Here is a 23,163-nt window from a genome sequence, read left to right as displayed (position 1 = left end):
CCGAAGACCGTGTCGAAACCGACACACCGCAATCAGTCCGCCTGCAACACCAACTTGCGACCGGGGTCCGGCGACATCGGGACACTGTCACGCTGGAGCATCCACGACGCGATGTTGTGGAACAACGGTGCCGCCGACTGACCGCCGCCGCCGTCCACGCCGCGAACCGGTGCGTCGAGCATGATTCCGATCACGAATCGAGGATTGTCCGCAGGCGCGATTCCCGCGAAGGTGATCCAGTAGTTGGAGTTGGAGTAGCACTTGCACGCGGGATCCACCTGCTGCGCGGTCCCGGTCTTTCCACTGACCTGGTATCCCTCCACACCCGCGGCAACACCGGTTCCTCGTTGGTTGCCGGTGTCTTCCTGAGTGACCGACCGGAACATGTCCCGAACGGTCGCCGCTGTCTGGGCGCTGACCACCTCGACGCCCTCGGGCTGCGGCGTCTCGGTCCGCGTGCCGGAAGAATCGACAGTCGACTTCACGATCCGCGGAGGAATTCGCACGCCGTCGTTGGCAATGGCCTGGTACATCCCGGTCATCTGCAGGGTTGTCATCGAGAGACCCTGCCCGATCGGCAGGTTCGCGAAGGTTCCGCCCGACCACTGGTCGCGACTCGGAACGCTGCCCGCGCTCTCGCCGGGAAGTCCGACGTCGGTGCGTTGTCCGAGGCCGAACCTGTTCAGCATGTCTGCGTAGCGATCCTCGCCCACTCGCTGAGCGAGCATCAAGGTGCCGACGTTCGAGGACTTTCCGAACACACCGGTAGAGGTGTACGGGGCCACACCGTGATCCCACGCGTCCTTGACTGTGGCACCGGACATCGTGATGCTGCCCGGGACCTGCAGAACTTCGTCCGGAGTTGTCTTACCGTCCTCGATGGCCGCTGCTGCGGTGACGATCTTGTTCACCGATCCGGGCTCGAACGGCGTACTGACCGACGGATTGCCCATTTCGGCTGTCGGCGCGTTCTTGTCGATGCCGATTGCGGGGTTGAAGGTGCTGTCGTTGGACATGGCCAACACCTGTCCCGTCTTGGAGTCCATGACCACAACCGAAGCGTTCTTTGCGCCCGACTTGTCCTTGGCGATCTGGACCTGCTGCTGAACGTAGAACTGGAGGTCCGAATCGATGGTCAGCTCGACACCCGAACCGTTGACTGCCGGTTGCTTGTCGCGCCAGCTACCGGGGATCACAGCGCCGTCGGAACCGCGGTCATACGTTTCGGATCCATCGGTTCCGGCGAGCGTGGAGTCCATCGAATCTTCGAGACCGAGCAAACCGTGCCCGTCCCAGCCGGTCGCGCCGACGAGATTCGCGGCCAGAGAGCCACCGGGGTACTCGCGAATGTCCTGACGCTCGAGGCCGACCTCCCGGAACTTGTCCGAGATCTCGGCAGCAACCGCCGGATCCACGCTGCGGGCGAGGTACGTGAAAGTCTCGTTGCTGTTCATCTTCTGAAGCAGATCTTTTTCCGGAACGGTATCGCCGAGCTTGGCGTGGATTCCGGCGGCGATCTCGGCGAGGCGATCGCTCACTTCCGGCGCCTGCTTGTCACCCTCGGCGCCCTGCTCGATGCTCTTGGCGCGCGCTTCCTCGAGTTCCTTGCGTACCCGCACCGGCTGGAAAGTCAGCGCCTTGGCTTCCATGGTGAAGGCGAGGGGGTTTCCGTTGCGATCGGTTATAGAGCCACGTACAGCCGGATCGACCTGGGTCGTGGTTCGTTGATTGGCAGATTCCGCAGCCAGACTCGGCGCGTCGATTCCCTGAATCCACAAGAGCTGCAATGCCGCAACGGCGAGCGCACCACACATGGTGATACGACCGACTCGCTGACGAAACGGAAATGAGGCGGTGGCCGAGCGGCGCGGACGCCGACCGGGGTTGTTACGGGAGTTCTGACTCACCGACGTTCCTCAGGCGGAGCAGGCACCGCCGTCGTGGTGGCGGGTGCTGTCGTCGTGGGGATCACAGGAACCAATTGTTCACTCTGCGCGAGGTTTCGCGTGTTATTCGGAACGCTCGGCGTGGCTCCGGGAGCAACCGGCGTTGTGGTGCGCGGGGGTGTCGCAGTCGGTGCGGGCACCGATGCGGGCGCATCGAGCGGCGGCATAGCTCCGGCAGTCGCGGGAGTCGGCGTTCCGACGACCTCGACCGAACCGTCCGGATGAACTACCAGTCGTGCAGGGTCCTTGGCGGGGACCATGCCGAGAGCGCTTGCCTGATTTGCCAACTCCGGAGCCGAGTTACGCGACTGGAAGTCACGTTCGAGCGCTGCTTTCTGCTCGACCAAAGACTGGTTGTATGCACGTGCATCACTGAGTTGGTACGAATCCTCGGCAGCGCGAGTGGTCAGCAGCAGAGTCACCGCGAGACCGATGGACAGAAGTCCGATGACGGAGGCGACGAACGGCACTCTCCCCTTGAGCATCGCCCGAGGAGAGATAGACGGGCCGGCAGCAGCGACAGTTCCGGTCCGGCCTGCCGCCCGTGCGGTGCGCTTGTCGTATGCACGTTGCGCTGCACCGGATTTGCCCTGACGACTCATGCCCGCCTCCTGGAAATGCGTTCTGCGGCACGCAAACGCACCGGAGCTGATCGTGGGTTCTCTTCGATTTCCTGCTCTGACGCACGTTCTGCGCCACGGGTGAGAATGCGGAACTCCGGTCCCATACCCGGCAACTCGACCGGTAGTCCTTCAGGACTGGTGGACTTCGAGCGGGGAACCAACTCCGCCTTCACAACTCGATCCTCGAGCGACTGGTAGGACATGAACACCACTCGCCCACCGACTGCCAGTGCGTCGAGCCCGGCAGGAACGGCTGCACGAAGCGAATCCAACTCGGCATTGACTTCGATCCGCAGCGCTTGGAAGGTGCGCTTGGCCGGGTGTCCCCCCGTACGCCGCGTGGCTGCCGGGATTGTTCGGTACAGCAATTCGACCAGAGCTGCACTGGTGGTGAAGGGTTCACGCTCACGCTGCCGAAGGATCTCGGACGCAATCTTTCCCGCGAACCGTTCTTCGCCGTACGTGCTCAGAATGCGAGCAAGGTCGCCGTGACTGTAGGTGTTCAGGACCTCTGCCGCGGTCAGCCCGACCGTCTGATCCATCCGCATGTCGAGAGGAGCGTCGATCGAGTACGCAAAACCTCGGTCGGCTTCGTCCAACTGCATCGACGACACACCCAGATCGAAAAGGATCGCGTGAACCGACTCCGTCGACGGCAGACCTGCCTGTTCGAGCGCGTCCTCGATCCCGTCATACGTGGTGTGCACGAACGTCGTTCGGTCCGCGAATGGCGCCAGACGCTCGGAAGCGATCCGGAGTGCGTTGGTGTCGCGATCGAGACCGATGAGGTGAAGGCCCGGGTACTTGCCCAGGAAGAATTCGGAGTGGCCACCGAGCCCCAACGTCGCATCGATCATGTATGCGCCCGCTCCACCGTCACCGACGGCGGTGATGGCAGGGCCGAGAAGATCGTCGGCGCGGTGCAGAAGTACAGGGACGTGCGCGAAGCCATCGGCATCCGAGGGTTCGTTCACCTCGTGATCCACCATGATTGCTCCGGCTCCTACTTTCATGATTTCCGATGACTTTTCGAAAAGGTGCTGACTTTCCGAGAAGGCGATGACTGTTCGAGAAGGCGAATGCTTCGAGGTCCCTGCCCGAAGGAGAACCTGGCGCTGGGGAAGTGCGTCAGGGTCTTTCCGGGCAGAGGCCTCGCGGCATTCGCCGGGGGCTCTTCGCCTAGACGATCTCGCTGAGAGATTCGCCTGTTGCCTGCGAATAGTCCTCTTCGTTGTCTCCGAGATACCTCTCCCAGGCTGCTAGATCCCAGATCTCGAGGTAATCGACGGAGCCGGTCACTACGCATTCCTTGGACAGGTTTGCGTAACGCCGATGATCAGCCGAGAGGGTGATTCGCCCCTGGGCATCGGCGTGCTGTTCATCTGTGCCGGCGGCCAGGGCACGGACATACGCCCGAGCTGCCGGATCATTGCGTGGAGCTGCCGCTGCCTTTCGAGCAAGCTTGACGAACTCGTCCCGGGGGTAGATGGCGAGGCTGTGATCCTGACTCTTGGTGATCATCAATCCTCCTGCCAGTTCGTCTCGGAACTTTGCCGGCAACGTGAGCCGACCTTTGTCGTCGAGCTTCGGCGTGAAGGTACCGAGGAACACTCGACACCTCCTGCGAGCTTGCGCTGAAACCCTCCCTATCGAGCGGATCGTGCTTCAGCTCTCCGCCCGAACCCACAGTACCCCACTTTCCCCCACAAACAAGGAGCACATGGTCCCTATTCAGCATCATTTGCTGATAAATAGCAGGTCAGCGCAGGTGGGGAGACGTGGGGGAAATTTGTAACCGTGTCCCGGCCCACACCGCCGTCAGATCGACCCTTTACGCCACGATCTGTTGCTCCCCCACACAAAATCGCAGTACAAGCGCGGTTTTCGAATAGACGTGAGCGGGACGAGGTCTGGTCGTGCGTTGCAGTTCGACCAGGGTGGAGGAAAGTGGAGGGCCGAGTGGAGCGAAGTGGAGGAAGCCCGCGGGCATGCCCTGAGGCAGCAGGAGTGGCGAGTGATTCGCTCGCACGTCACTGATTCACTCGATGGATTGCCGGCGCACACGTACAACACCCACAGCAACGGCGTGTGGCGGTCGGCAACCTTGGTTGCCGACCGCCACACGTGTGGTCGTCCGTGCCCTGAAGAGGGCGTCACGTCCGAACTGCATCACTCTCGAAGTACGCCCGAAGAAGGGCGGGAGAGCTAGTCCTGCTCGAACCTGCGTTTGAATCGATCTTCCATCCGCGACGAGAATCCGCCGCCGGACTTCCGGCCGCGTCCCCGCCCGGATCCGCCGGCACTACCCCTACCCGGCGGACCGGAGGGATGATTGCCACCTTCGGAAGCGGAGTCGGCGGCCGGCGCAGACTTACGTCCACCACCCCAGAGGAACAACACCCCTGCGCCGAACATGAACAAGAAACCGAACAGGCTGATGATCGGAAAACCGCCCGGCTTGAGCGGGAGTGCAACCCCCGCGATCAGCAGGACCAGACCCAGCACGAATAGAGCCGCTGCTTGGAACCGCCGTCTACTCGACGGCGCCCGCATACGGCCGCCCCTCACATTGGAGGCGAACTTGGGGTCTTCGGCATAGAGAGCGCTCTCGATCTGATCGAGCATGCGCTGCTCGTGCTCGGAGAGTGGCACGGTACCTCCCCCGGCACTGGAAGTTTGGCAACCACCCCACGGTGTGAGGCGGCGGGTAATCAAGTTGGACGATTACCTGTTTTCATAATACGAGCAGTTTAGGTCTCGGACCACCAACTCCGGGTACGAGTTCCGCCACAAGCGTACGTATTCGTGCCGAAGGGCCCCGATTCGGCTCCATTTGCCTGTGCGGACCAGGAAATTCCCCGGAAACAACTGCCGACACGGACCATTTGTTCACGACGCTCGCAAATGCTCGGACGCGTCCTGACCGATGAAATCTTCGACCGCCGTGAGAAAACGGCCGACCTCGGCGAAGAATGCGTCGGAATCGGAGTCCGTGATCACGATCGACACGCCGGTTTCCACGGCCGCACGCGTAGCGGACCACCCTGCGAAGAACTTCGACCACGCTCCGAACGCGGGCGCTGCGGCGTCCATCAGAACCCACGCGTTTCCGCTTCGCTTGCGCTTCGAGCCGGCACCGGCAGGAGCTGCGGCCAACACTGCCCCGGCACCACGTAGGGCCGCCAGGTAGGCACACCGGAACCGGTCGGCAGGATCGCCCGCCCCAATCGCTTCCTCGAGAAGCGCATCCGCCTTCCGGAGCAGCCCCCACGCCACACCGGACATTCCCACTCGAGCAGTGCGGTGGCTGGCGTCCGTCGCGCCGAAGGACCGCCTCGCCGACATCGGCAATCGAGAAATTGCGGCATCCGACGGACTCGACAACTCGGCAGGAAGAGTTCGTTGGCACTTCACACGTTCAGGCTTCACACGCTCGGACATCGGGGCACCTCCTGCACCGTGAGGATCCAAGACCAGGTGGGCCGGAGATGCCCGCTTCCCTTCGGGCATCTCCGGATCACCCACATCGAACATCTGTTCGACCTATTCAATATAACTGCACCCACCGACACGCCGTCAAGAGAAGAGGTGAGACCGGTCGACCCGCAGATCGCCTGGACACCACATACGGTCGACCTCGATCGCGCAGAATTCGCGAGTCGACTCCACGAGGCACTGGCCGTGTACGTCACCGCGATGGACTATCCGCGAGGAACCGAGTTCCATCGCGCACCGATGTGGCAGGAGCACGCGAACCGGCCTGGCTGGAAGGCCGTCGGCGCATTGGCGGTTCCTCAGCAACCGTCACACGAAAATCTGCCGCTGGTGGGGATCGCTTACGGGTATCGCGGGAGCCCGGACCAGTGGTGGCATCAACAGGTACTGCACGGGCTTCGGCGCTCGGGTCGTCCCCAGAGCGAGATCGACGCGATTCTGAGCGACTACTTCGAACTCACCGAACTCCACGTGCATCCGAACGGACAAGGTCACCGGTTGGGCGAATCGCTCTTGCGTCACCTCCTCGTCGATCGACCCGAACGCAGTGTTCTGTTGTCGACACCCGAGGTGTACGACGAGGACAACCGAGCCTGGCGGCTGTACCGTCGCCTCGGCTTTCGTGACGTGCTCCGCAGATTTCGTTTTGCCGGCGACAACCGGCCGTTCGCAGTCCTCGGCCGTGGACTGCCGCTGTGAGCGCGCTTCTCGACGCCGTCGTCGTCGGCTCCGGACACAACGCGCTCGTATCGGCCGCCTACCTCGCACGCGAGGGTTGGTCGGTCGAGGTTCTGGAGAAGGACACGGTTCTCGGCGGCGCCGTCTCGACCGTCGAGCGATTTCCCGGATACAAGGTGGACCGGGGGTCGTCGGCACACCTCATGATCCGACACAGCGGCATCATCGAGGAACTCGGACTCGGCGCGCACGGACTGCGCTACATCGACTGTGACCCGTGGGCGTTCGCGCCGCCCGCCCCGGGCACCGACGGGCCGGGCATCGTGTTTCACCGCGACCTCGACGCAACCTGCTGGTCCATCGAACGAGCATGCGGGACAAAGGACGCCGACTCCTACCGGCGATTCGTCGCGGTCTGGTCGGAGCGCAGTCGACATGTCATGAAAGCGTTTTCCGCACCGCCCACCGGATCGAACCTGATCGGTGCGTTCGGAGGTCTCGCCACCGCACGCGGCAACAGCGAACTGTCTCGGCAGTTCCTCGCGCCTGGCGACGCACTGCTCGACGAGTATTTCGACAGTGAGGCACTCAAAGCAGCGCTTGCGTGGTTCGGCGCCCAGTCCGGGCCTGCGATGTCGGAACCGGGAACCGCTCCGATGGTCGGCTTCGCGGCCCTCATGCACGTCTTGCCGCCAGGGCGAGCAGTCGGTGGAAGCGGCGCACTGAGTGCTGCGTTGGCCTCCCGGATGGCTGTCGACGGCGCCACGGTCGCGCTCGGTGACGGCGTGACGTCGATCCGTCGAAACTCGAGTCACTGGACCGCCACAACCGAGAGCGGTCGAGAAGTTCACGCTCGCAAGGTAATCGCCGGGTGCCACATCCTGACCACGCTCGACCTCCTGGGCCTAGGGGGCTTCGACCGAGCCACGCTCGATCACTGGCGGCGGAAAATCAGGGTCGGCCCCGGCATCGGCGCGGTACTTCGACTGGCGACATCCGCGCTTCCGTCGTACCGCGGCGACGCCACGACACGGGAAAGTACCTCGGGATTGCAATTACTCGTCTCCGATCGCGCACACTTGCGCACTGCACACGGCGCAGCACTGGCGGGGGAACTTCCTCCTCGCCCTGCGGTTCTCGGAATGAGTTTCAGCGGAATCGATCCCACGATCGCCCCGGCCGGTCGGCATCAGGTGACACTGTGGTCGCAGTGGCAACCGTATCGCCTCAGCGGACATCGCGATTGGGCATCGGTCGCCGAGGCGGAGGCCGACCGGATCGTCGGCGAGATGGAGGCTTTCGCACCCGGGTTCGCCGATTCCGTCCTCGACCGGTTCATTCAGACCCCCCGGGACATCGAGTCGGAATTGGGGATGATCGGCGGAAATGTCATGCACGTCGAGATGTCACTCGATCAGATGATGTTGTGGCGACCGCTTCCGGAACTGTCCGGCCATCGCGTTCCGGGAGCAGACGGGTTGTATCTGACCGGAGCATCGACTCATCCCGGTGGCGGTGTGTCCGGAGCCAGTGGTCGCAGTGCGGCTCGAATCGCACTGTCGGACAGCCGCCGGGGCGCGACTCGTCGTTGGATGCGTCGTTCGAGCAGGTCGTGAAGGTCACCCGCCGAACTTCACCCGCCGACACGCCCCCGCCTCGATGACTGGCTACGCCACGGCTGGCACGATGACCACTGTGCAACAGTCCACCGATCCCGCCGTCAAGCCGACCAGTCGGAAACGTTTCCTGACGGTTGCCGCGCTCGCCCTCATGATTGTTCCCCTGCTTGCCGGGTGCATCCGCGTGCAGGTGTCGATGGGAGTGTCCGCGAACGATCGTGTGACCGGACAGGTGGTAGCTGCCGCTATTCCGGCGAACGAGGCGGACAAGGGTCCGCAGCTGACCCCACCTTCGTCGCTGGAGGACAAGATACGGGTTCAGGAGTACAAGAAGGACGGGTACGTCGGCAGCCAGGCGTTCTTCAGCGACTTGTCCTTCGGTGACGTCGCCCAACTGGGCTCCATGTACGCCGAGGGGTCCGGGTCGTTCCAGATCACCCTCAAGCGATCCGGGGACACCGTCACGCTCGACGGCAAGGCAGACCTGAAGACGGTTCCGACTCAGGGCGCCGACGTCCAGGTCAGCATCGCCTTCCCGGCACGGGTCGGCACGACCAACGGAACACGAGACGGCGATTCCCGGGTGTCGTGGACCTTGCCCGCCGGCGAGGTGTCCACGATGCGCGCCGAGGTCAACTACGCGGACCCAAGCACCCGAAGCTTCGCCGGGTGGGCAGGAATCATGGCCGGGCTGGCGCTCGGTGTCGCGATTGTCGTCGGTGCGATGGCCTGGATGGCGCGCAATCGAGCACCGATCAAGCGCGCGCCCGCCGCGAAAGCACCGGTCATGAAGACGCCTGTCACGAAATCACCTGCCAGCAAGCAAGCTGACAACAGGAATCCGAAAAACACCACGAAGTAGCGCCTGGCGATTGCCCCCTCGATTGCCCCACTCGATTGTCGTCGAGCGGGGCAACCGGGATCAGACCGCTTGTGCTGTCCCGACAGAGGTGTCGGGGGTGAGACCGAGTCGCTCGAGGACCTCACTGGTGGCGCGCGCGAAGTTCAACGTGATGAAGTGCAGGCACGGAGCGCCTTCGGCGATCAACCGCTCACCCATCTCGGTGGCCAAATCGATGCCGAGTTCGCGGACCGCTGCACGGTTCTCGTCCGGACCGCTTCCGGCCGCGGCGTCGAATCGACGCTCGAGAGCGGGGGGCAATGACGAGCCCGAGAGCTCGAGCATGCGACGCACCGAGCGTAGCGACGTGACCGGCATGATCTCCGGGATGATCGGCTTGGCGCCCTGTTCTGCGTCGTACGCACTCACCCGGTCACGAAGACGCAGGTAGTCCTCCACGTCGAAGAACATCTGCGTGATCGAGTACTCGGCGCCGGCACGCAACTTCGACACCAGGTACTTCGTGTCGTATGCCAAGTCCGGAGCGCGGTAGTGCCCCTCGGGGAACGATGCGACGCCGACGTGGAAGTCGCCCAGGTCACGGACCATCCGCACGAGTTCCTCGGCGTACTCGACGCCTTCGGGATGCTTCTTCCACTCGCCGAGCGGATCGCCGGGCGGATCGCCGCGCAATACGAGGATGTTGCTGATCCCACGATCGGCGTAGGCACCGACCATGGCGCGAAGCTCTTCGGTGCTGTGTGAGACAGCAGTCAGGTGAGCAACCGGCAGCAGGGTCGTCTCTTCGGCAAGTTCGCCGGTGACACGCACCGTACGATCGCGCGTCGAGCCACCTGCGCCGTAGGTCATCGAGACGAACGCCGGTCCGAGCCGCTCGAAGGTACGCACCGCACGCCACAGGCGCGCTTCGGCGTCCGCGTCACGCGGCGGCGAAAACTCGACCGAGAACGGAATACGGCTACCTGTCGAGGAAGCGATCCGATCGACGATCGACGGTGTTCGGGTGGCCCACCCCTCGCTGGAGCGGCCCCTGACTGGATCGAATGTCACCGGTCAAGCATATGTTTTCCAGCTGCAAACAAGCTCATCGCCCAGGACTGCTTATCCCGAATGTCAGGATCACGCAGTTCACGGCCCGACCCGCCGTTGATTCCAACCCCCACTAAGCTGGGCTCCAAGCTCGCTTCCGTGTAACCATCCGGCGCGAGAACATACCGATCTTGGAGGCCACCCTGTCCGCAGGAACCGCGCGCGTTGGACAGAGTTCGACCAACACCGCACCGCATCCGACCTCACTCGAACTGCCAGGTCTGTTCGAAGCAGCGCTCCGCGACTTCTTCGCTTCACGCCGCGAACTCGTCTCGAACATCGGCGGTGGATACGAGGAGGCCGTCAGCACCCTCGAGGCCTTCGTCCTGCGCGGAGGAAAGCGCGTCCGACCGTCGTTCGCCTGGACGGGATGGCTCGGCGCCGGAGGCGACCCGAACGGTAAGGACGCAGACGCGGTGATTCGTGCGTGCGCCGCCCTCGAACTGGTGCAGGCCTGCGCGCTCGTCCACGACGACATCATCGACGCATCCACGACCAGGCGCGGCTTCCCGACCGTTCACGTCGAATTCGAGGACCAGCACCGAGACGAGGAGTGGAGCGGCGATTCCGCGCACTTCGGCGAGGCCGTCGCCATTCTTCTCGGCGACCTGGCCTTGGCCTGGGCGGACGACATGATCCGAGAATCCGGGATCAGCCCCGAGGCGGCCGCACGAGTGAGCCCGGTCTGGTCGGCAATGCGCACCGAGGTGCTCGGTGGCCAATTCCTCGACATCAGCAATGAAGCCCGAGGCGACGAGACCGTCGAGGCAGCCATGCGGGTCAACCGCTACAAGACCGCCGCGTACACGATCGAACGCCCACTGCACCTCGGCGCCGCGCTGTTCGGTGCGGACGCCGAGTTGGTCGATGCCTACCGGACCTTCGGCACGGACATCGGTATCGCCTTCCAACTTCGCGACGACCTGCTCGGTGTCTTCGGAGATCCGTCCGTCACGGGCAAACCGTCGGGCGACGATCTCATCGCCGGTAAGCGAACTGTCCTGTTCGCGATGGCGCTTGCCCGCGCCGACGCCGCAGATCCGGCGGCAGCAGAACTGCTCCGCAACGGAATCGGCACGCAGCTGACCGACACCGAGGTCGACACTCTGCGCCAGGTGATCACCGATCTGGGCGCCGTCACCGACGTCGAAACGCAGATCGACACCCTCGTCGAGGCAGCTGCGAACGCCCTCGACTCGAGCACGGCAACGGCAGAGTCCAAGGCTCGCCTGACCGACATGGCGATCGCGGCCACGAAGCGAAGCTACTGACCGTGGCACACGTGCACCGCACTCGAACCGTCAGCTCGCCGACCGATCGAGTCGTGATCGTCGGCGCGGGACTTGCCGGACTGTCTGCGGGGTTGTATCTGCGTGGCGCCGGCCGCGACGTCACGATTCTCGAGAGCAACAGCTCGGTCGGTGGGCGAGTCGGTGTCTACCAGGGCAATGACTACAGCATCGACAACGGCGCAACGGTGCTCACGATGCCCGAACTCGTCGAAGACGCCCTTGCGGCCGTCGGCGCCGACCCAGCCTCGACAAACCCCAAATTCGTTGTGCACAAGCTCGATCCGACGTACCACGCGCGATTCGCAGACGGCACCGCTCTCGATGTCCACGCCGACCCAGAAGACATGGCTGCCGAAGTCTCCCGTGTCTGCGGGCCGGAAGAAGCGCAGCGATACCGTGCGTTGCGGCGATGGCTGAACCGGATCTTCGACGCGGAATTCGACCGCTTCATGGACGCCGACTTCGATTCTCCCCTCGGACTGGTCAATTCGCGTGACGCAGTCAAAGATCTGAGCCGGCTCGTCGCACTGGGAGGATTCGGGAAACTGGGCGGGCAGGTGGATCGCAAGATCCGCGACCCTCGCCTCCGGCGGATCTTCACCTTCCAAGCGCTGTATGCGGGTGTTGCTCCGTCTCGGGCCCTCGCGGTGTACGGGGCGATCGCTCACATGGACACCTCACTCGGCGTCTACTTCCCCGAGGGCGGGATGCGCACGATCGCCGAGTCGATGGCCGACGCCTTCACCGAGGCCGGCGGAATTCTGCATCTCGGCCGCACTGTCGAACGCCTCGAGGTAAGCGATCGGCGCGTGCACACCGTTCACACACGCGACGGCGAGCGCTTCGACTGTGACGCCGCCGTCCTCACTCCCGACATGGCCGTCACGGACTCGCTCTTGCGCCCGCATACGCGATTGCGTCCGCGCCCGGTGCGTACATCGCCGTCCGCCGTCGTGATTCACGGCACTGTTTCCTCCGCGGTCGCCGACGAATGGCCCGCGCAGCGACACCACATGATCGACTTCGGCGAGGCGTGGAAGCGCACCTTCGCCGAGATCACGGCACGCCGCGGCCGCGGGCGGCTGATGAGTGATCCGTCACTGCTCGTCACCCGACCGGCGCAGACCGACCCGAGCCTGGTCTTCTCGCGAGACGGCCGGATCCGTGAACCGCTGTCAGTCCTCGCGCCGTGCCCGAATCTGGACAGTGCGCCGCTCGACTGGGAAGTTCTCGGCCCGGCCTACGTGCGTGAAATCATCCTCACTCTGCAAGAACGTGGCTATACGGGACTGGTGGAGGGGTTCGATATCGATCACATCGACACCCCGCAGACCTGGCTCGAAAAGGGCATGGCCGCGGGTAGCCCGTTCGCGGCGTCACACACCTTCACCCAGACGGGGCCGTTCCGACGCAAGAACCTCGCCCGCGGCTTCGACAACGTCGTTCTCGCCGGATCGGGAACCGTTCCGGGGGTGGGAGTACCGACCGTTCTGCTGTCCGGACGGCTCGCCGCCGAACGTATTACCGGTACACGCGAGCGAGCCAGCGCGGTGGGCACTCGTGCGAGCAACTAAACTAGCCCCTCGTAACCGACCATTCATCCACGATTCACCGACTCGGGCGCTGCATGCGCCGATCGACACCGATCTCCTCGGGGGAGGAACCTGCACCGATGACGTCCTCTGCCGCAGCCACTGAAAGACCGTGGCACCTAAGGGCCGCCAATTTCCTTCGGACTCCCGAAGGTCACAGTGCACTGCTCGGTTTCTTCGGCGCAGTCATGATCACTTTCGGCGGATTCGGTGCCGGTAGCGTCCGGCGCCAAGATCCGCTGCTCGAGTCGATGCATCTGTCCTGGCTCCGTTTCGGACACGGATCGATTCTGTCGGCGGCCATCGTCTGGATCGGTGTCCTGTGCATGATCGCCGCCTGGGTTCGACTGGGCCGCTCAACTCTGCGCGGTGACGTCTCGTTGCGCGGCCTGCGCTACGTCGTCCCGGTCTGGACGTTTCCGCTGCTGTTCGCGGTGCCCATGTTCAGCCGTGACGCCTACTCCTACCTGGCGCAAGGCGCGTTGTTGCGCAACGGCTTCGACCCGTATGCCGTCGGCCCCGTCGTCAATCCGGGAATCCTGCTCGACAACGTCTCCAACGTGTGGACGACGACAACTACCCCGTACGGTCCGGTTCACCTTCTCCTTGCCGACGCCATCGTTCGGCTGACCGGCGAGAACGTCATCGCCGGCACGATGCTGTTGCGGATCACGATGCTCCCCGGACTCGCCCTGATGATGTGGGCCGTTCCCCATCTCGCGACGAAGCTCGGCGGAAACACCTCGATCGCCCTGTGGCTCGCAGTACTCAATCCCCTCGTCCTGATCCACCTGATCGGCGGCGTTCACAACGAGATGCTCATGGTCGGCCTCATGGCCGCAGGCATTGCGCTCGCTCTCGAACGCAAGCACCTCTTCGGGATCGGGCTGATCGCGCTCGCCGTCGCGATCAAGGCAACCGCAGGCGTCGCACTTCCCTTCATAGTCTGGATCTGGATGATCCACGAGCGGGAGGACGCCGCAGCCGCCGGGCGAGAACCGGCGTCACCGATCCGATCGTTCGTCAAAACGGCCGGCGCAGGTTTCGCGGTGTTCGTGGCGGTACTCGGATCCACCTCACTGATCGCCGGAGTCGGCCTCGGCTGGACGACGGCACTCTCCGGTTCGGCAAAGATCATCAACTGGCTCTCGCTGCCCACGATCGTGGCGCACATCGGAACCATGGCAACCTCCTGGTTCGCCGGCGACCATTTCAACGACATCCTCGAAGTCTCCCGGACCATCTCGGCGGTTGTGTTGATCGCGATCATCGCCGTCGTGTGGTGGCGCTACCGCAAGACCGAGCGCGACGCCGTCATGGGCATTGTGATCGTGATGGTCGCCATCGTCGTTCTGTCCCCCGCAGCACTCCCCTGGTACTACTCCTGGCCGCTGGCAGTAGCTGCCGGTTTCGCAATGTCGCCGACGACTCTCGCCGTACTGACCGGGCTGTCCACCTGGCTGATGCTGGTGTTCCAGCCGGACGGATCGATCGGCCTGTACACCTTCCCGCACGTTGCTCTGGCCATCGTCGCTGCCGTGATCGCGGCGATGTCCTTGCAGACGGAAGACCCACTGCGACTTCGTGGACGCAAACACGAGAAACCGATCGAAATGACGTCAGCCGCCTCGGCGCCCTCGACGTCAGGATCTGCGTGATCCGCGTGTCATGAACGCACTGCCTGCGTCCTATGAATTCTGCGAGAACGTGACGAGGGAACACGGCCGAACGTACTTTCTGGCCACCCGGTTGTTGCCCGAACCTCGACGCCGCGCAGTTCACGCGCTCTACGCATTTGCTCGCGTCGTCGACGACGTCGTGGACGAACCCTCGGGTCCGCATGAACGAGGCACGGTGCTCGCCGACGTCGAACGTGCAGCCGTCAACGCACTCGACAACCCCACTGTGACAGGTGACGTTCCGTCGACGGTTCCCCTCGACCTGACACGCGTACTCCCGGCCTTCGCGGATGCTGTGAAGACGTTCGACATCCCGCGCGCATATTTCGACGCCTTCTTCGAGTCCATGCGGATGGACGCCCCCGACACGGCGAAGTTTCGACCCGTCTACGACACGATGGACGAGCTTGCCGAGTACATGTACGGCTCCGCCGTCGTCATCGGTTTGCAGATGCTCCCGATTCTCGGAGTGAGCGTTCCGCAGCAGGAAGCGGTAGTGCCCGCGTCGAATCTCGGTGAGGCGTTTCAGCTGACCAACTTCATCCGCGACGTCGGTGAAGACCTCGACCGGGGACGTCTGTATCTCCCGGCAGGCGAGTTCGCCGCATTCGGGGTCGACATCGAGATGCTCGAACATGGGCGAAGAACCGAAACGGTGGACGTTCGGGTCAAGCGCGCGCTGGCACACTTCATCGCCGTGACGCGGGGGCGGTATCGGACCGCCGAATCCGGCATCCCGATGCTCGATCGGCGGGTCCAGCCGTCGATCCGCACGGCTTTCGTGTTGTACGGAGCAATTCTCGACCAGGTCGAGCGCGCCGACTTCCGGATACTGCATCGACGTGTGTCCGTTCCCGGACGCACGCGACTTCGAGTCGCTGCGCCGGGTCTGGTCCGGTCGGCAACCTACGCGGCGAAAAACCGCATGCGGTGAGTTGTCAGAAGGCCGGCAGCTCAGAAAGCCATGGCCTGTGCGCGGCGGATGACCTCACGCGCGAGATCACCATGCAGTGCGTCCACCGGGCGCCCCGGCAGGGAATCGTCGGCCAGGAACAACCAGCGGAGGATTTCGACATCGGTGTAGCCGCCGTCGTGCAGCACCGCCAGCAGACCGGGCAGCCACTTGACGATCTGGCCGTCCTCGCCGAAGAACACTTCGGGGACACCGAGAACGCCATGCCGCTTGACTGCGATGATCTTGTGATCGCGAAGCAACTGGTGAACCTTGCTCACCGGCAACCCGACGTTCTTCGCCACATCCACAAGCTGGAACAGGGAAACCGAAGAATCCAGGACATCATCACAATAAGGAATCGCGCTCACCGCGAGAAGTTTATCCGGTCCGGCGAGCCCGCTGTGTACCGCCCGGTGCAGTGCTCGAAACTGCCGCTCCGCTCAGGTCACAACGCTCTGTGACGTTCTCGAGACTTCCGCGTCGGTATCGCTGGCTACGATGGACGGGATGCGGCATATCAGTAACCGGGATTTCGCGGTGGATGTGAATCGGTGCCCTCACTACGGGAACCGGTACGCGGTATACAACCACCCACATTGCTGACAGCTACCACCCAGACCGCAAGCAGACAGATCACAAGCACGCAGATCACAAGCACGCAGATCGCAAGCACGGAGGAACAGTCATTACGGAGGTCGAGGGTTGATCGGCGAAATGCTCGAGCGCCGCTATCGAGTGGACGCACCGATCGCGCGCGGCGGTATGTCGACCGTGTATCGAGGCCTCGATACACGGTTGGATCGACCTGTCGCGATCAAGGTGATGGATCCGCAATTCGCCGGCGATCCAGCGTTCCTGACTCGTTTCGAGTTCGAGGCCCGGGCCGTGGCCCGACTCAAGCATCCGGCCCTTGTGGCCGTCTACGACCAAGGCAGCGATCGCAATCACGTGTTCCTCGTGATGGAACTCGTCGACGGTGGAACCTTGCGTGAACTCCTTCGTGAGCGCGGACCGATGCCGCCACACGCAGTCGCTGCAGTAGTGGCACCTGTCCTGGACGCGTTGGCGGTGGCGCATCGAGCGGGACTGGTTCACCGTGACGTCAAACCCGAGAACATCTTGATCTCGGACACCGGCGAAGTGAAGATCGCCGACTTCGGATTGGTGCGTGCAGCTGCGGCAGCAACCACCACCTCCAACAGCGTGATCCTCGGCACCGCGGCCTATCTGTCGCCGGAACAGGTGACGTCAGGAATTGCCGACACTCGAAGCGACGTCTACTCGACCGGCGTGTTGATGTTCGAACTTCTCACCGGTACAACACCGTTCACCGGCGATACGTCACTCTCCATCGCCTACCAACGCATCCACGACGATGTCCCGCGCCCAGGTTCACGTATCCCCGGTGTACCGGCGCAGTTCGATCGTCTGGTTGCCGAAGCCACTCACCGCGAGCCCGCACATCGTTTCGCCGACGCCGGTGAGATGGCAGCTGCACTTCGCAGTGTGAGCGAGCAACTGGAACTTCCGTCATACCGCGTTCCCGCTCCGCGTCGAAGCGCCCAGCACCAGAGCGCGCAAGTTGCCCCGGCCCGGCCACAACCGGCGCCTGCGCCTCCCACGGAGGTACATCCGAACTCTGCTGCGCGACCGAACCCCGCTGCCACGACGGTATTGGCGTCCGGCGTGGCCCCGGCTGTGGCAGCCACCACGGCGCTCGGCACGGGCTCTCCTCCCCCTGGCGGTATCCAGCACACTCGCGCGGTCACCACACAAACTGCTCGTCCGGCGACGGTCGACGGTGACTCGGATTTCGACGACGGTTCCGATTTCGGCGACGACCACCCGGGGCACGACGATCCGCATGCTCATTTTGTCGAGGCACGTCGTAAATCGCGACGAGCCACCCTGATCTGGCTGCTCGTCATCGCGGTCCTCGCGCTCGCGTTGGGCTTCGGCGGATGGTGGATGGGCTCGGGCCGCTATACAGCTGTTCCCTCGATCGACGGGCTGACCAAGGACACTGCGGTCACCGCTCTGCAGGACGCCGGGCTCTCCCCCGACGTCCAGGGTCAATACTCCGACGCCCAACCCATCGACACGGTGATCGGGACAGACCCGGCCTCCGGCTCGAGGGTTACCAAAGGCTCGACCGTCGCGCTGCTGACTTCGCTCGGGCGTCCGACTGTCCCGCCCATTCCGGCCGGCGGCGACGTCTCGGCCCTGGGCGCACAACTCGCCGACCGCACTCTCGTCGCGGTCGACGGCGGGGACACATTCAGCTCCAAGATCCCGATCGGCGGCGTGGCCGCGCTCGACCCGGCACCGGGAACCGAAGTTGCCGTGGGCTCCTCGGTCAAGGTCATCACATCCAAAGGGTCACCGCCCGTGGACATTCCCGATGTGAAGGGCATGTCCGAGAACGCTGCGCGCGCCGCCCTCGACAAGGTAGGCATCTCAGTCAGCACCACCAGAACAACGTTCGACGACGCCGTCGAGGGCGGTAGCGTAATCGGCACCGATCCCGCAGTCGGGTCCTCCGTCAACGCCGGCACCTCCGTGGTTCTCCTCATCTCCGACTCCGTCAAGGTTCCCTCGCTGATCGGCCGCTCCGTCTCCTCAGCACGCGAAGAACTCGGCCGCCTCGGCCTCGAGATCACCGTGCGTCAGCTCACCCAGAACGACAGCTCGGTCATCATCAGCCAGAGCGTCAAGAACGACCTCGTTGCCAAGGGCACCGACATCAGCGTCGTCGCAATTCCCTGACAGTCCGCTTCGGCCTAATCTGAATTCATGGCCACGTGGGAACCCGAGAGCATTGGGATACTCGACTTGCCGTCGGGGAGATCGATTCGGGGTCGAGGACTCCGCAATCCACTTCCTTCCGGACCTCTCCCCACCTTCGGCGTCTATCTGACCGGCAAAGAACCTCCCGACACCGAGTGGGAGTCGGAGTGGGTCCGCTGGCGAGATTTCTGGTTGCCGAGCGATCCCGATGCGCTGCGCAGGGCCCTGCACGAAGTGTGGGTGCGCTCGGCAACCGAAAGAGTCGAGATCGCGTGCGGTGGTGGATACGGCCGCACCGGAACAGCGTTGGCCGCTCTTGCCGTCATGGACGGAGTGCCCAGTAAGGACGCCACCGCGTACGTTCGCGCACGTTACTCACCTCGCGCCGTCGAAATGCCCTGGCAGCGCCGATTCGTCACACGATTCACGCAATAGCGAACGCCCCCACCTGCGCGAGCGGGTGAGGGCGTTTGCCGGAAATCAATGCCGGGCGCGAATCAGCTTCGGCGAAGCAAGGTTTCAGCCTCGCAGCATCTCGGCCACGAGGAACGCGAGCTCCAACGACTGTTGGGTGTTCAATCGGGGGTCGCACGCCGTCTCGTAGCGACCGCCGAGATCGAGGTCGGAGATGTCCTGCGCGCCGCCGAGGCACTCGGTGACGTTCTCACCGGTCAGCTCGACGTGGATGCCACCCGGATGCGTGCCGAGACCGTTGTGGACCTCGAAGAATCCCTGAACCTCGTCGACGATGCGGTCGAAGTGGCGCGTCTTGTACCCGGTGGAGGCTTCGTGGGTGTTGCCGTGCATCGGATCGCACTGCCAGATGACCTGGTGACCGGTGGCTTGGACCTTCTCGATGATCGCCGGCAGCAGGTCGCGGACCTTGCCGTTGCCCATGCGCGAGATCAGAGTCAGACGACCTGGCTTGTTGGTGGGGTCGAGACGCTCGACGTATTCCACCGCCATTTCCGGCGTCGTGCTCGGGCCGATCTTGAGGCCGATCGGGTTGGACACCAACTCGGCGAAGGCGATGTGCGCGCCGTCGAGCTGACGAGTGCGGTCACCGATCCAGAGGAAGTGAGCCGACAGGTCGTAGAGCTTGGGGTGATCGCTGTCGTTGTCGAGACGCAGCATCGCGCGCTCGTAGTCGAGAACCAGGGCCTCGTGGCTGGCAAAGATCTGTGCCTGGTGCAGGCTCGGATCGGTGACGCCACACGCGTTCATGAACTGCAGGCCGCGGTCGATCTCGGCTGCCAGTTGCTCGTAGCGTGCGCCCGCGGGAGACGCTGCGACGAATTCGCGGTTCCAATCGTGCACCTTGTGCAGGTCGGCCATGCCGGCGCCGGTGAGTGCGCGAACCAGGTTCATCGCGGCGCTGGCGTTGGCGTATGCACGCACCAGTCGCGAAGGATCGTGGGCGCGGACTGCCTCGTCGGCGACGAGCGAGTTGATCATGTCGCCGCGGTAGGACTTCAGACCCAACGAGTCGATGTCGGCAGAGCGCGGTTTGGCGTACTGGCCGGCGATGCGAGCGACCTTGACGACCGGCATCGAGGAACCGTAGGTGAGCACGACGGCCATCTGCAGCAACGTGCGGATGTTTCCCTTGATGTGCGGCTCGGTGTTGTCCGCGAAGGTCTCGGCGCAGTCACCGCCCTGGAGCAGAAATGCCTCACCACGCGCGACCTGCGCGAGACGCTCTTGCAGCGCCTCGACTTCGCTGGCCACCGTGATGGGAGGCACGCTCTCGAGCACAGTCCGCATGGCGGCCGCCTGGTCAGCGGGCCACGAGGGCTGCTGAGCAGCGGGCTTCGCGAGCGCCTCGTCGAGCTGCTTACGCAGTCCGGCAGGCAACGGCGGGAGTTCGGGCAAGCGGTCGATCGGCACGTCGACAGTCCAGTTCACCTCTACAGGATATTCGCTCGCTCGTCGGCGCGTCACACAGGCTCTCGATCGCAGCCCAATCGGAACACTTCCCGCGCACCGAAACCTGGGTCAGCGAAGTGACCGTGCAGCCGAAATGGCGTCGAACTTCACGAGGTTGTGCCTGGCGTCGGCAAGTGCGTCGTGTGCGTCGGCGGGCGCCGACGGGAGGGCAGGACTGCCGTTGTCTTCCCAGAACTGTCGGAGTTCGCGGGTGTACCGCGGCATCGACTGCGGTAGTTCCGTCATGTCGCCCCACAACTGGCACAGCGCGACGTGGTCGTAGGCGGCGACCCACGCCCAGAGCTCCGGAACCACCATCGGCCGCGGAACGAAGAATTTCAGAAGATCGTCGCGGATCTTCTCGCGTGATTTCCACAGCGGCGACGAAGGCTGCGGCAACTTCGGCAGCACGTTCTTGCGCACCCAACTACCGGCACGGGCGGGATCGAACTCCGTCGAGACAGCGTAATACTCTCGGCCGTCCTCACAGACAACGCCGATGGACACGAGATCGATGGTTCGACCGTCTTCGATGAATTCACAGTCGTAGAAGTAGCGCACGTCCGAAAACTATGCCGCACGCGCAGGCTCTGGAGCCAATGCGCGTGCGGCCGGTGTGGGAAATCTCTAGCTGGCTTGTGCGTCCGGGAGCGAATCCTTGTCGGTCTTCGCGGATTCCTTCGACTCGGCCGAGGCCACGAGATCGACAACCGACTCGCCGCCTTCCGCCGGAACGTCGACGGCAGCTTCGGGTTTCGTGGGCGCCTGGTTCTTGAGGCTTGCCGCGTAGATGTCCACGTACTCCTGGCCGGAGAGTTTCATCAACTTGTACATCACCTCGTCGGTCACAGCGCGCTCGACGAAGCGGTTTCCGCCCATGCCTTCGAAGCGGGAGAAATCGATGGGTTCGCCGACGATCACGGTGACCTTGGCGGGACGCCACATCCGTGAGCCGATCGGATTCATCTTGTCGGTGCCGACCATCGCTACCGGGATCACCTTGACGCCCGATTCAAGTGCGAGGCGCGCCATTCCGGTCTTGCCCTTGTAGAGGCGACCGTCAGGCGAGCGCGTCCCCTCGGGGTAGATACCCAGCAGGCTGCCCGAACCGAGGACCTTGAGACCGGCGTTGAGTGCATCCTGCGCCGCGTCTGCACCGGTTCGGTCGATGGGGACCTGACCGACCGCGGTGAAGAACCACTTCTGGAAAGCGCCCTTCAGACCGGAACCGGTGAAGTACTCACTCTTGGCAAGGAACGTGATGCGGCGGTTGACGCGAAGCGGAAGGTAGAACGAGTCCAGAACCGCCTGGTGATTGCTGGCCAGAATGGCCGCCCCGTCAGTCGGAATGTTCTCGTGACCCTTGACCGTCGGACGCCCGAGCAGCCAGAGAATCGGCCCCAGCAACACATACTTGAAGAGCCAATACCACACGGCGTCCCTCCCATTCACAGCTGAATTTCGCTGAGTACGACCTTACTGCCGACCGGTAACCCCCGCTACACACGCCCCTGCAGGATCGACCCGATCACAGTCCGGCAGACGTGGTTCCAGCGCCGTCGACCCCACCGAGATCCTGAGGCACTACCGATCGGGCCAAAGCGGCGGCGCCGACCATGCCCGCAGCTTCGCCCAGCTGAGCGGAACGGATGCGGGCCAGTGGGCGGTGCTTCGCCCCGGTCAACAATGTCGCGTATTGCTCGCGGGCGTCGTCGAGAAACAGTGGGGCAGAACTCGCGACGCCGCCGGCGATCACGACCAGATCGGGATCGTAGACGTCACCGACCATGGCCAGACCCACGGCCAGCCAACGGGTGAACTCGGCGATCGTTGCCAGCGCGAGTGGGTCACCGTCCTGCGCGGCGTTGGCGATCCGGCGACCGGTGAGCGAACCAGGATCCACCGCTACCTCACGCGCCAGGACCGTCGACGCGGCCGGGTCGGCGGCAAGCAGTTCGATTGCCGTGTCGACGAGCGCCGTTCCGCTGCAATAGCGCTCCCAACACCCACGTTTGCCACACGCGCACTGACGCCCGCCCGGAACGACCTGGATGTGGCCCAGTTCGGGAGCGACGCCGTGACTCCCCCGGTACAGCTCACCGTTGATCAGCAGCGCTCCACCGATTCCGGTCCCGATCGCCACCATCACGACATTGCGGCCACCTGCGGCCGCGCCGAATCGGTGCTCCGCGAACGCCGCTGCATTGGCGTCGTGTTCGAGAACGACCGGCAAGCCGAGCCGCTTGCTCAAGTCACTTCCGACCGGCGCGTCCACCCATGGCAAGTGCGGAGCGAACCGAACCGAGCTTCGATCGGAGGTGATGAAGCCGGCGACCGCCAACCCCACGGCCGATACCTCGTGCCTGGTGACCAATTCGCGCACGACGCGATCGAGACCGTCTTCGAGTGCCCTGGCCGACTGCGGGGTCGGGGCTTGAATCATCTCGAGCACTTGTCCGTCGACGTCCACGACGGAGGCCCTGATACTCGTCCCGCCGACGTCGATGCCGACCGTCAAGATGTCGTCCATGGTGGAGTCGGAGACCGCTTTCAAGCGGCGCGCGCTCATCGCGACGATTCCCGCGCGAGCGGCGTCCGCTGGAGTGCGCACCCTGAATCG

21 protein-coding genes are annotated in these 23,163 nt (G+C 64.0%); 9 read left to right on the top strand and 12 right to left on the bottom strand.

Features of this window, described 5'->3' with window-relative positions; all coding sequences use genetic code 11:
- Positions 1–32: 32 nt before the first annotated feature.
- From QM609_RS08990 to QM609_RS08965, 6 genes are all read right to left on the bottom strand, one after another.
- Positions 33–1,907 carry a peptidoglycan D,D-transpeptidase FtsI family protein gene (locus QM609_RS08990; RefSeq protein WP_003941764.1) on the bottom strand — a complete coding sequence of 625 codons (1,875 nt, stop codon included), beginning with the start codon at positions 1,905–1,907 and terminating at the stop codon, positions 33–35.
- Positions 1,904–2,548, bottom strand: coding sequence for a cell division protein FtsL (gene ftsL, locus QM609_RS08985; RefSeq protein ID WP_050655308.1), 645 nt, complete (start codon positions 2,546–2,548; stop codon positions 1,904–1,906). The genes QM609_RS08990 and ftsL overlap by 4 nt, the downstream gene beginning before the upstream one ends.
- Positions 2,545–3,558 (bottom strand): 16S rRNA (cytosine(1402)-N(4))-methyltransferase RsmH, encoded by a 1,014-nt coding sequence (gene rsmH, locus QM609_RS08980; RefSeq protein ID WP_007730079.1) that lies wholly within the window; start codon positions 3,556–3,558, stop codon positions 2,545–2,547. The genes ftsL and rsmH overlap by 4 nt, the downstream gene beginning before the upstream one ends.
- Positions 3,559–3,748: 190 nt before the next feature.
- Entirely contained in the window at positions 3,749–4,180 is a 432-nt protein-coding gene (gene mraZ, locus QM609_RS08975) for a division/cell wall cluster transcriptional repressor MraZ (RefSeq protein WP_003941779.1), read from the bottom strand.
- A 594-nt stretch (positions 4,181–4,774) separates the two neighbouring features.
- Complete coding sequence (locus QM609_RS08970) at positions 4,775–5,221, bottom strand: SCO2097 family morphological protein (protein WP_003941660.1); 447 nt, start codon at positions 5,219–5,221, stop codon at positions 4,775–4,777.
- Between the two features lie 237 nt (positions 5,222–5,458).
- Entirely contained in the window at positions 5,459–6,010 is a 552-nt protein-coding gene (locus QM609_RS08965) for an SAV_6107 family HEPN domain-containing protein (protein ID WP_228232668.1), read from the bottom strand.
- 147 nt (positions 6,011–6,157) lie between these two features.
- On the opposite strand from QM609_RS08965, the gene QM609_RS08960 reads away from it, so the two are divergent.
- From QM609_RS08960 to QM609_RS08950, 3 genes are all read left to right on the top strand, one after another.
- On the top strand, positions 6,158–6,763 hold the full coding sequence (locus tag QM609_RS08960; RefSeq protein ID WP_003941672.1) for a GNAT family N-acetyltransferase: 606 nt from the start codon (positions 6,158–6,160) through the stop codon (positions 6,761–6,763).
- Positions 6,760–8,358 carry a phytoene desaturase family protein gene (locus tag QM609_RS08955; protein WP_076948668.1) on the top strand — a complete coding sequence of 533 codons (1,599 nt, stop codon included), beginning with the start codon at positions 6,760–6,762 and terminating at the stop codon, positions 8,356–8,358. The genes QM609_RS08960 and QM609_RS08955 overlap by 4 nt, the downstream gene beginning before the upstream one ends.
- A gap of 70 nt (positions 8,359–8,428) precedes the next feature.
- Positions 8,429–9,223, top strand: a complete 795-nt coding sequence (locus QM609_RS08950) for an LppM family (lipo)protein (RefSeq protein WP_238587984.1) — start codon at positions 8,429–8,431, stop codon at positions 9,221–9,223.
- A gap of 60 nt (positions 9,224–9,283) precedes the next feature.
- Here QM609_RS08950 and QM609_RS08945 read toward each other — a convergent pair whose 3' ends face one another.
- Entirely contained in the window at positions 9,284–10,273 is a 990-nt protein-coding gene (locus tag QM609_RS08945) for a methylenetetrahydrofolate reductase (protein ID WP_003941803.1), read from the bottom strand.
- Positions 10,274–10,443: 170 nt separating this feature from the next.
- Between QM609_RS08945 and QM609_RS08940 the strand changes: the two genes are divergently transcribed.
- The 4 genes from QM609_RS08940 to QM609_RS08925 all read left to right on the top strand — a co-directional run bounded on the left by QM609_RS08940 (position 10,444) and on the right by QM609_RS08925 (position 15,809).
- Entirely contained in the window at positions 10,444–11,583 is a 1,140-nt protein-coding gene (locus QM609_RS08940; protein WP_080712766.1) for a polyprenyl synthetase family protein, read from the top strand.
- A 2-nt stretch (positions 11,584–11,585) separates the two neighbouring features.
- Positions 11,586–13,178: a phytoene desaturase family protein gene (crtI, locus tag QM609_RS08935; RefSeq protein ID WP_050655811.1), complete on the top strand. Its 1,593-nt coding sequence runs from the start codon at positions 11,586–11,588 to the stop codon at positions 13,176–13,178.
- A gap of 98 nt (positions 13,179–13,276) precedes the next feature.
- Positions 13,277–14,854, top strand: coding sequence for an alpha-(1->6)-mannopyranosyltransferase A (locus tag QM609_RS08930; RefSeq protein WP_003941737.1), 1,578 nt, complete (start codon positions 13,277–13,279; stop codon positions 14,852–14,854).
- 10 nt (positions 14,855–14,864) lie between these two features.
- Positions 14,865–15,809 (top strand): phytoene/squalene synthase family protein, encoded by a 945-nt coding sequence (locus tag QM609_RS08925; RefSeq protein ID WP_050655812.1) that lies wholly within the window; start codon positions 14,865–14,867, stop codon positions 15,807–15,809.
- 20 nt (positions 15,810–15,829) lie between these two features.
- On the opposite strand, the gene QM609_RS08920 is transcribed toward QM609_RS08925, so the two are convergent.
- Positions 15,830–16,198, bottom strand: coding sequence for an Rv2175c family DNA-binding protein (locus tag QM609_RS08920; protein ID WP_003941747.1), 369 nt, complete (start codon positions 16,196–16,198; stop codon positions 15,830–15,832).
- Positions 16,199–16,532: 334 nt separating this feature from the next.
- Between QM609_RS08920 and pknB the strand changes: the two genes are divergently transcribed.
- Together pknB and QM609_RS08910 are read left to right on the top strand one after the other, a co-directional pair.
- Positions 16,533–18,596, top strand: coding sequence for a Stk1 family PASTA domain-containing Ser/Thr kinase (gene pknB, locus QM609_RS08915; protein ID WP_082654851.1), 2,064 nt, complete (start codon positions 16,533–16,535; stop codon positions 18,594–18,596).
- A gap of 27 nt (positions 18,597–18,623) precedes the next feature.
- A complete protein-coding gene (locus QM609_RS08910) occupies positions 18,624–19,052 on the top strand; it encodes a protein-tyrosine phosphatase family protein (protein WP_050655814.1) in 429 nt (142 codons plus the stop codon).
- An 84-nt stretch (positions 19,053–19,136) separates the two neighbouring features.
- Here the strand turns inward: QM609_RS08910 and QM609_RS08905 are convergent, their stop codons facing one another.
- The 4 genes from QM609_RS08905 to QM609_RS08890 form a co-directional block, all read right to left on the bottom strand.
- Positions 19,137–20,522 carry a class II 3-deoxy-7-phosphoheptulonate synthase gene (locus QM609_RS08905; protein WP_007730070.1) on the bottom strand — a complete coding sequence of 462 codons (1,386 nt, stop codon included), beginning with the start codon at positions 20,520–20,522 and terminating at the stop codon, positions 19,137–19,139.
- 90 nt (positions 20,523–20,612) lie between these two features.
- Positions 20,613–21,104: a polyadenylate-specific 3'-exoribonuclease AS gene (locus QM609_RS08900; RefSeq protein WP_003941683.1), complete on the bottom strand. Its 492-nt coding sequence runs from the start codon at positions 21,102–21,104 to the stop codon at positions 20,613–20,615.
- Between the two features lie 66 nt (positions 21,105–21,170).
- Entirely contained in the window at positions 21,171–21,977 is an 807-nt protein-coding gene (locus QM609_RS08895; protein ID WP_029538272.1) for a lysophospholipid acyltransferase family protein, read from the bottom strand.
- Between the two features lie 94 nt (positions 21,978–22,071).
- A complete protein-coding gene (locus tag QM609_RS08890; RefSeq protein WP_020969875.1) occupies positions 22,072–23,112 on the bottom strand; it encodes an ROK family protein in 1,041 nt (346 codons plus the stop codon).
- Between the last annotated feature and the right edge of the window lie 51 nt (positions 23,113–23,163).

Origin of the sequence: Rhodococcus sp. IEGM 1302 (genome assembly GCF_030056935.1) — a bacterium.
GTDB classification, from domain to species: Bacteria; Actinomycetota; Actinomycetes; order Mycobacteriales; family Mycobacteriaceae; genus Rhodococcus_F; species Rhodococcus_F qingshengii.
This window is presented reverse-complemented; position numbering and strand designations above follow the sequence as displayed.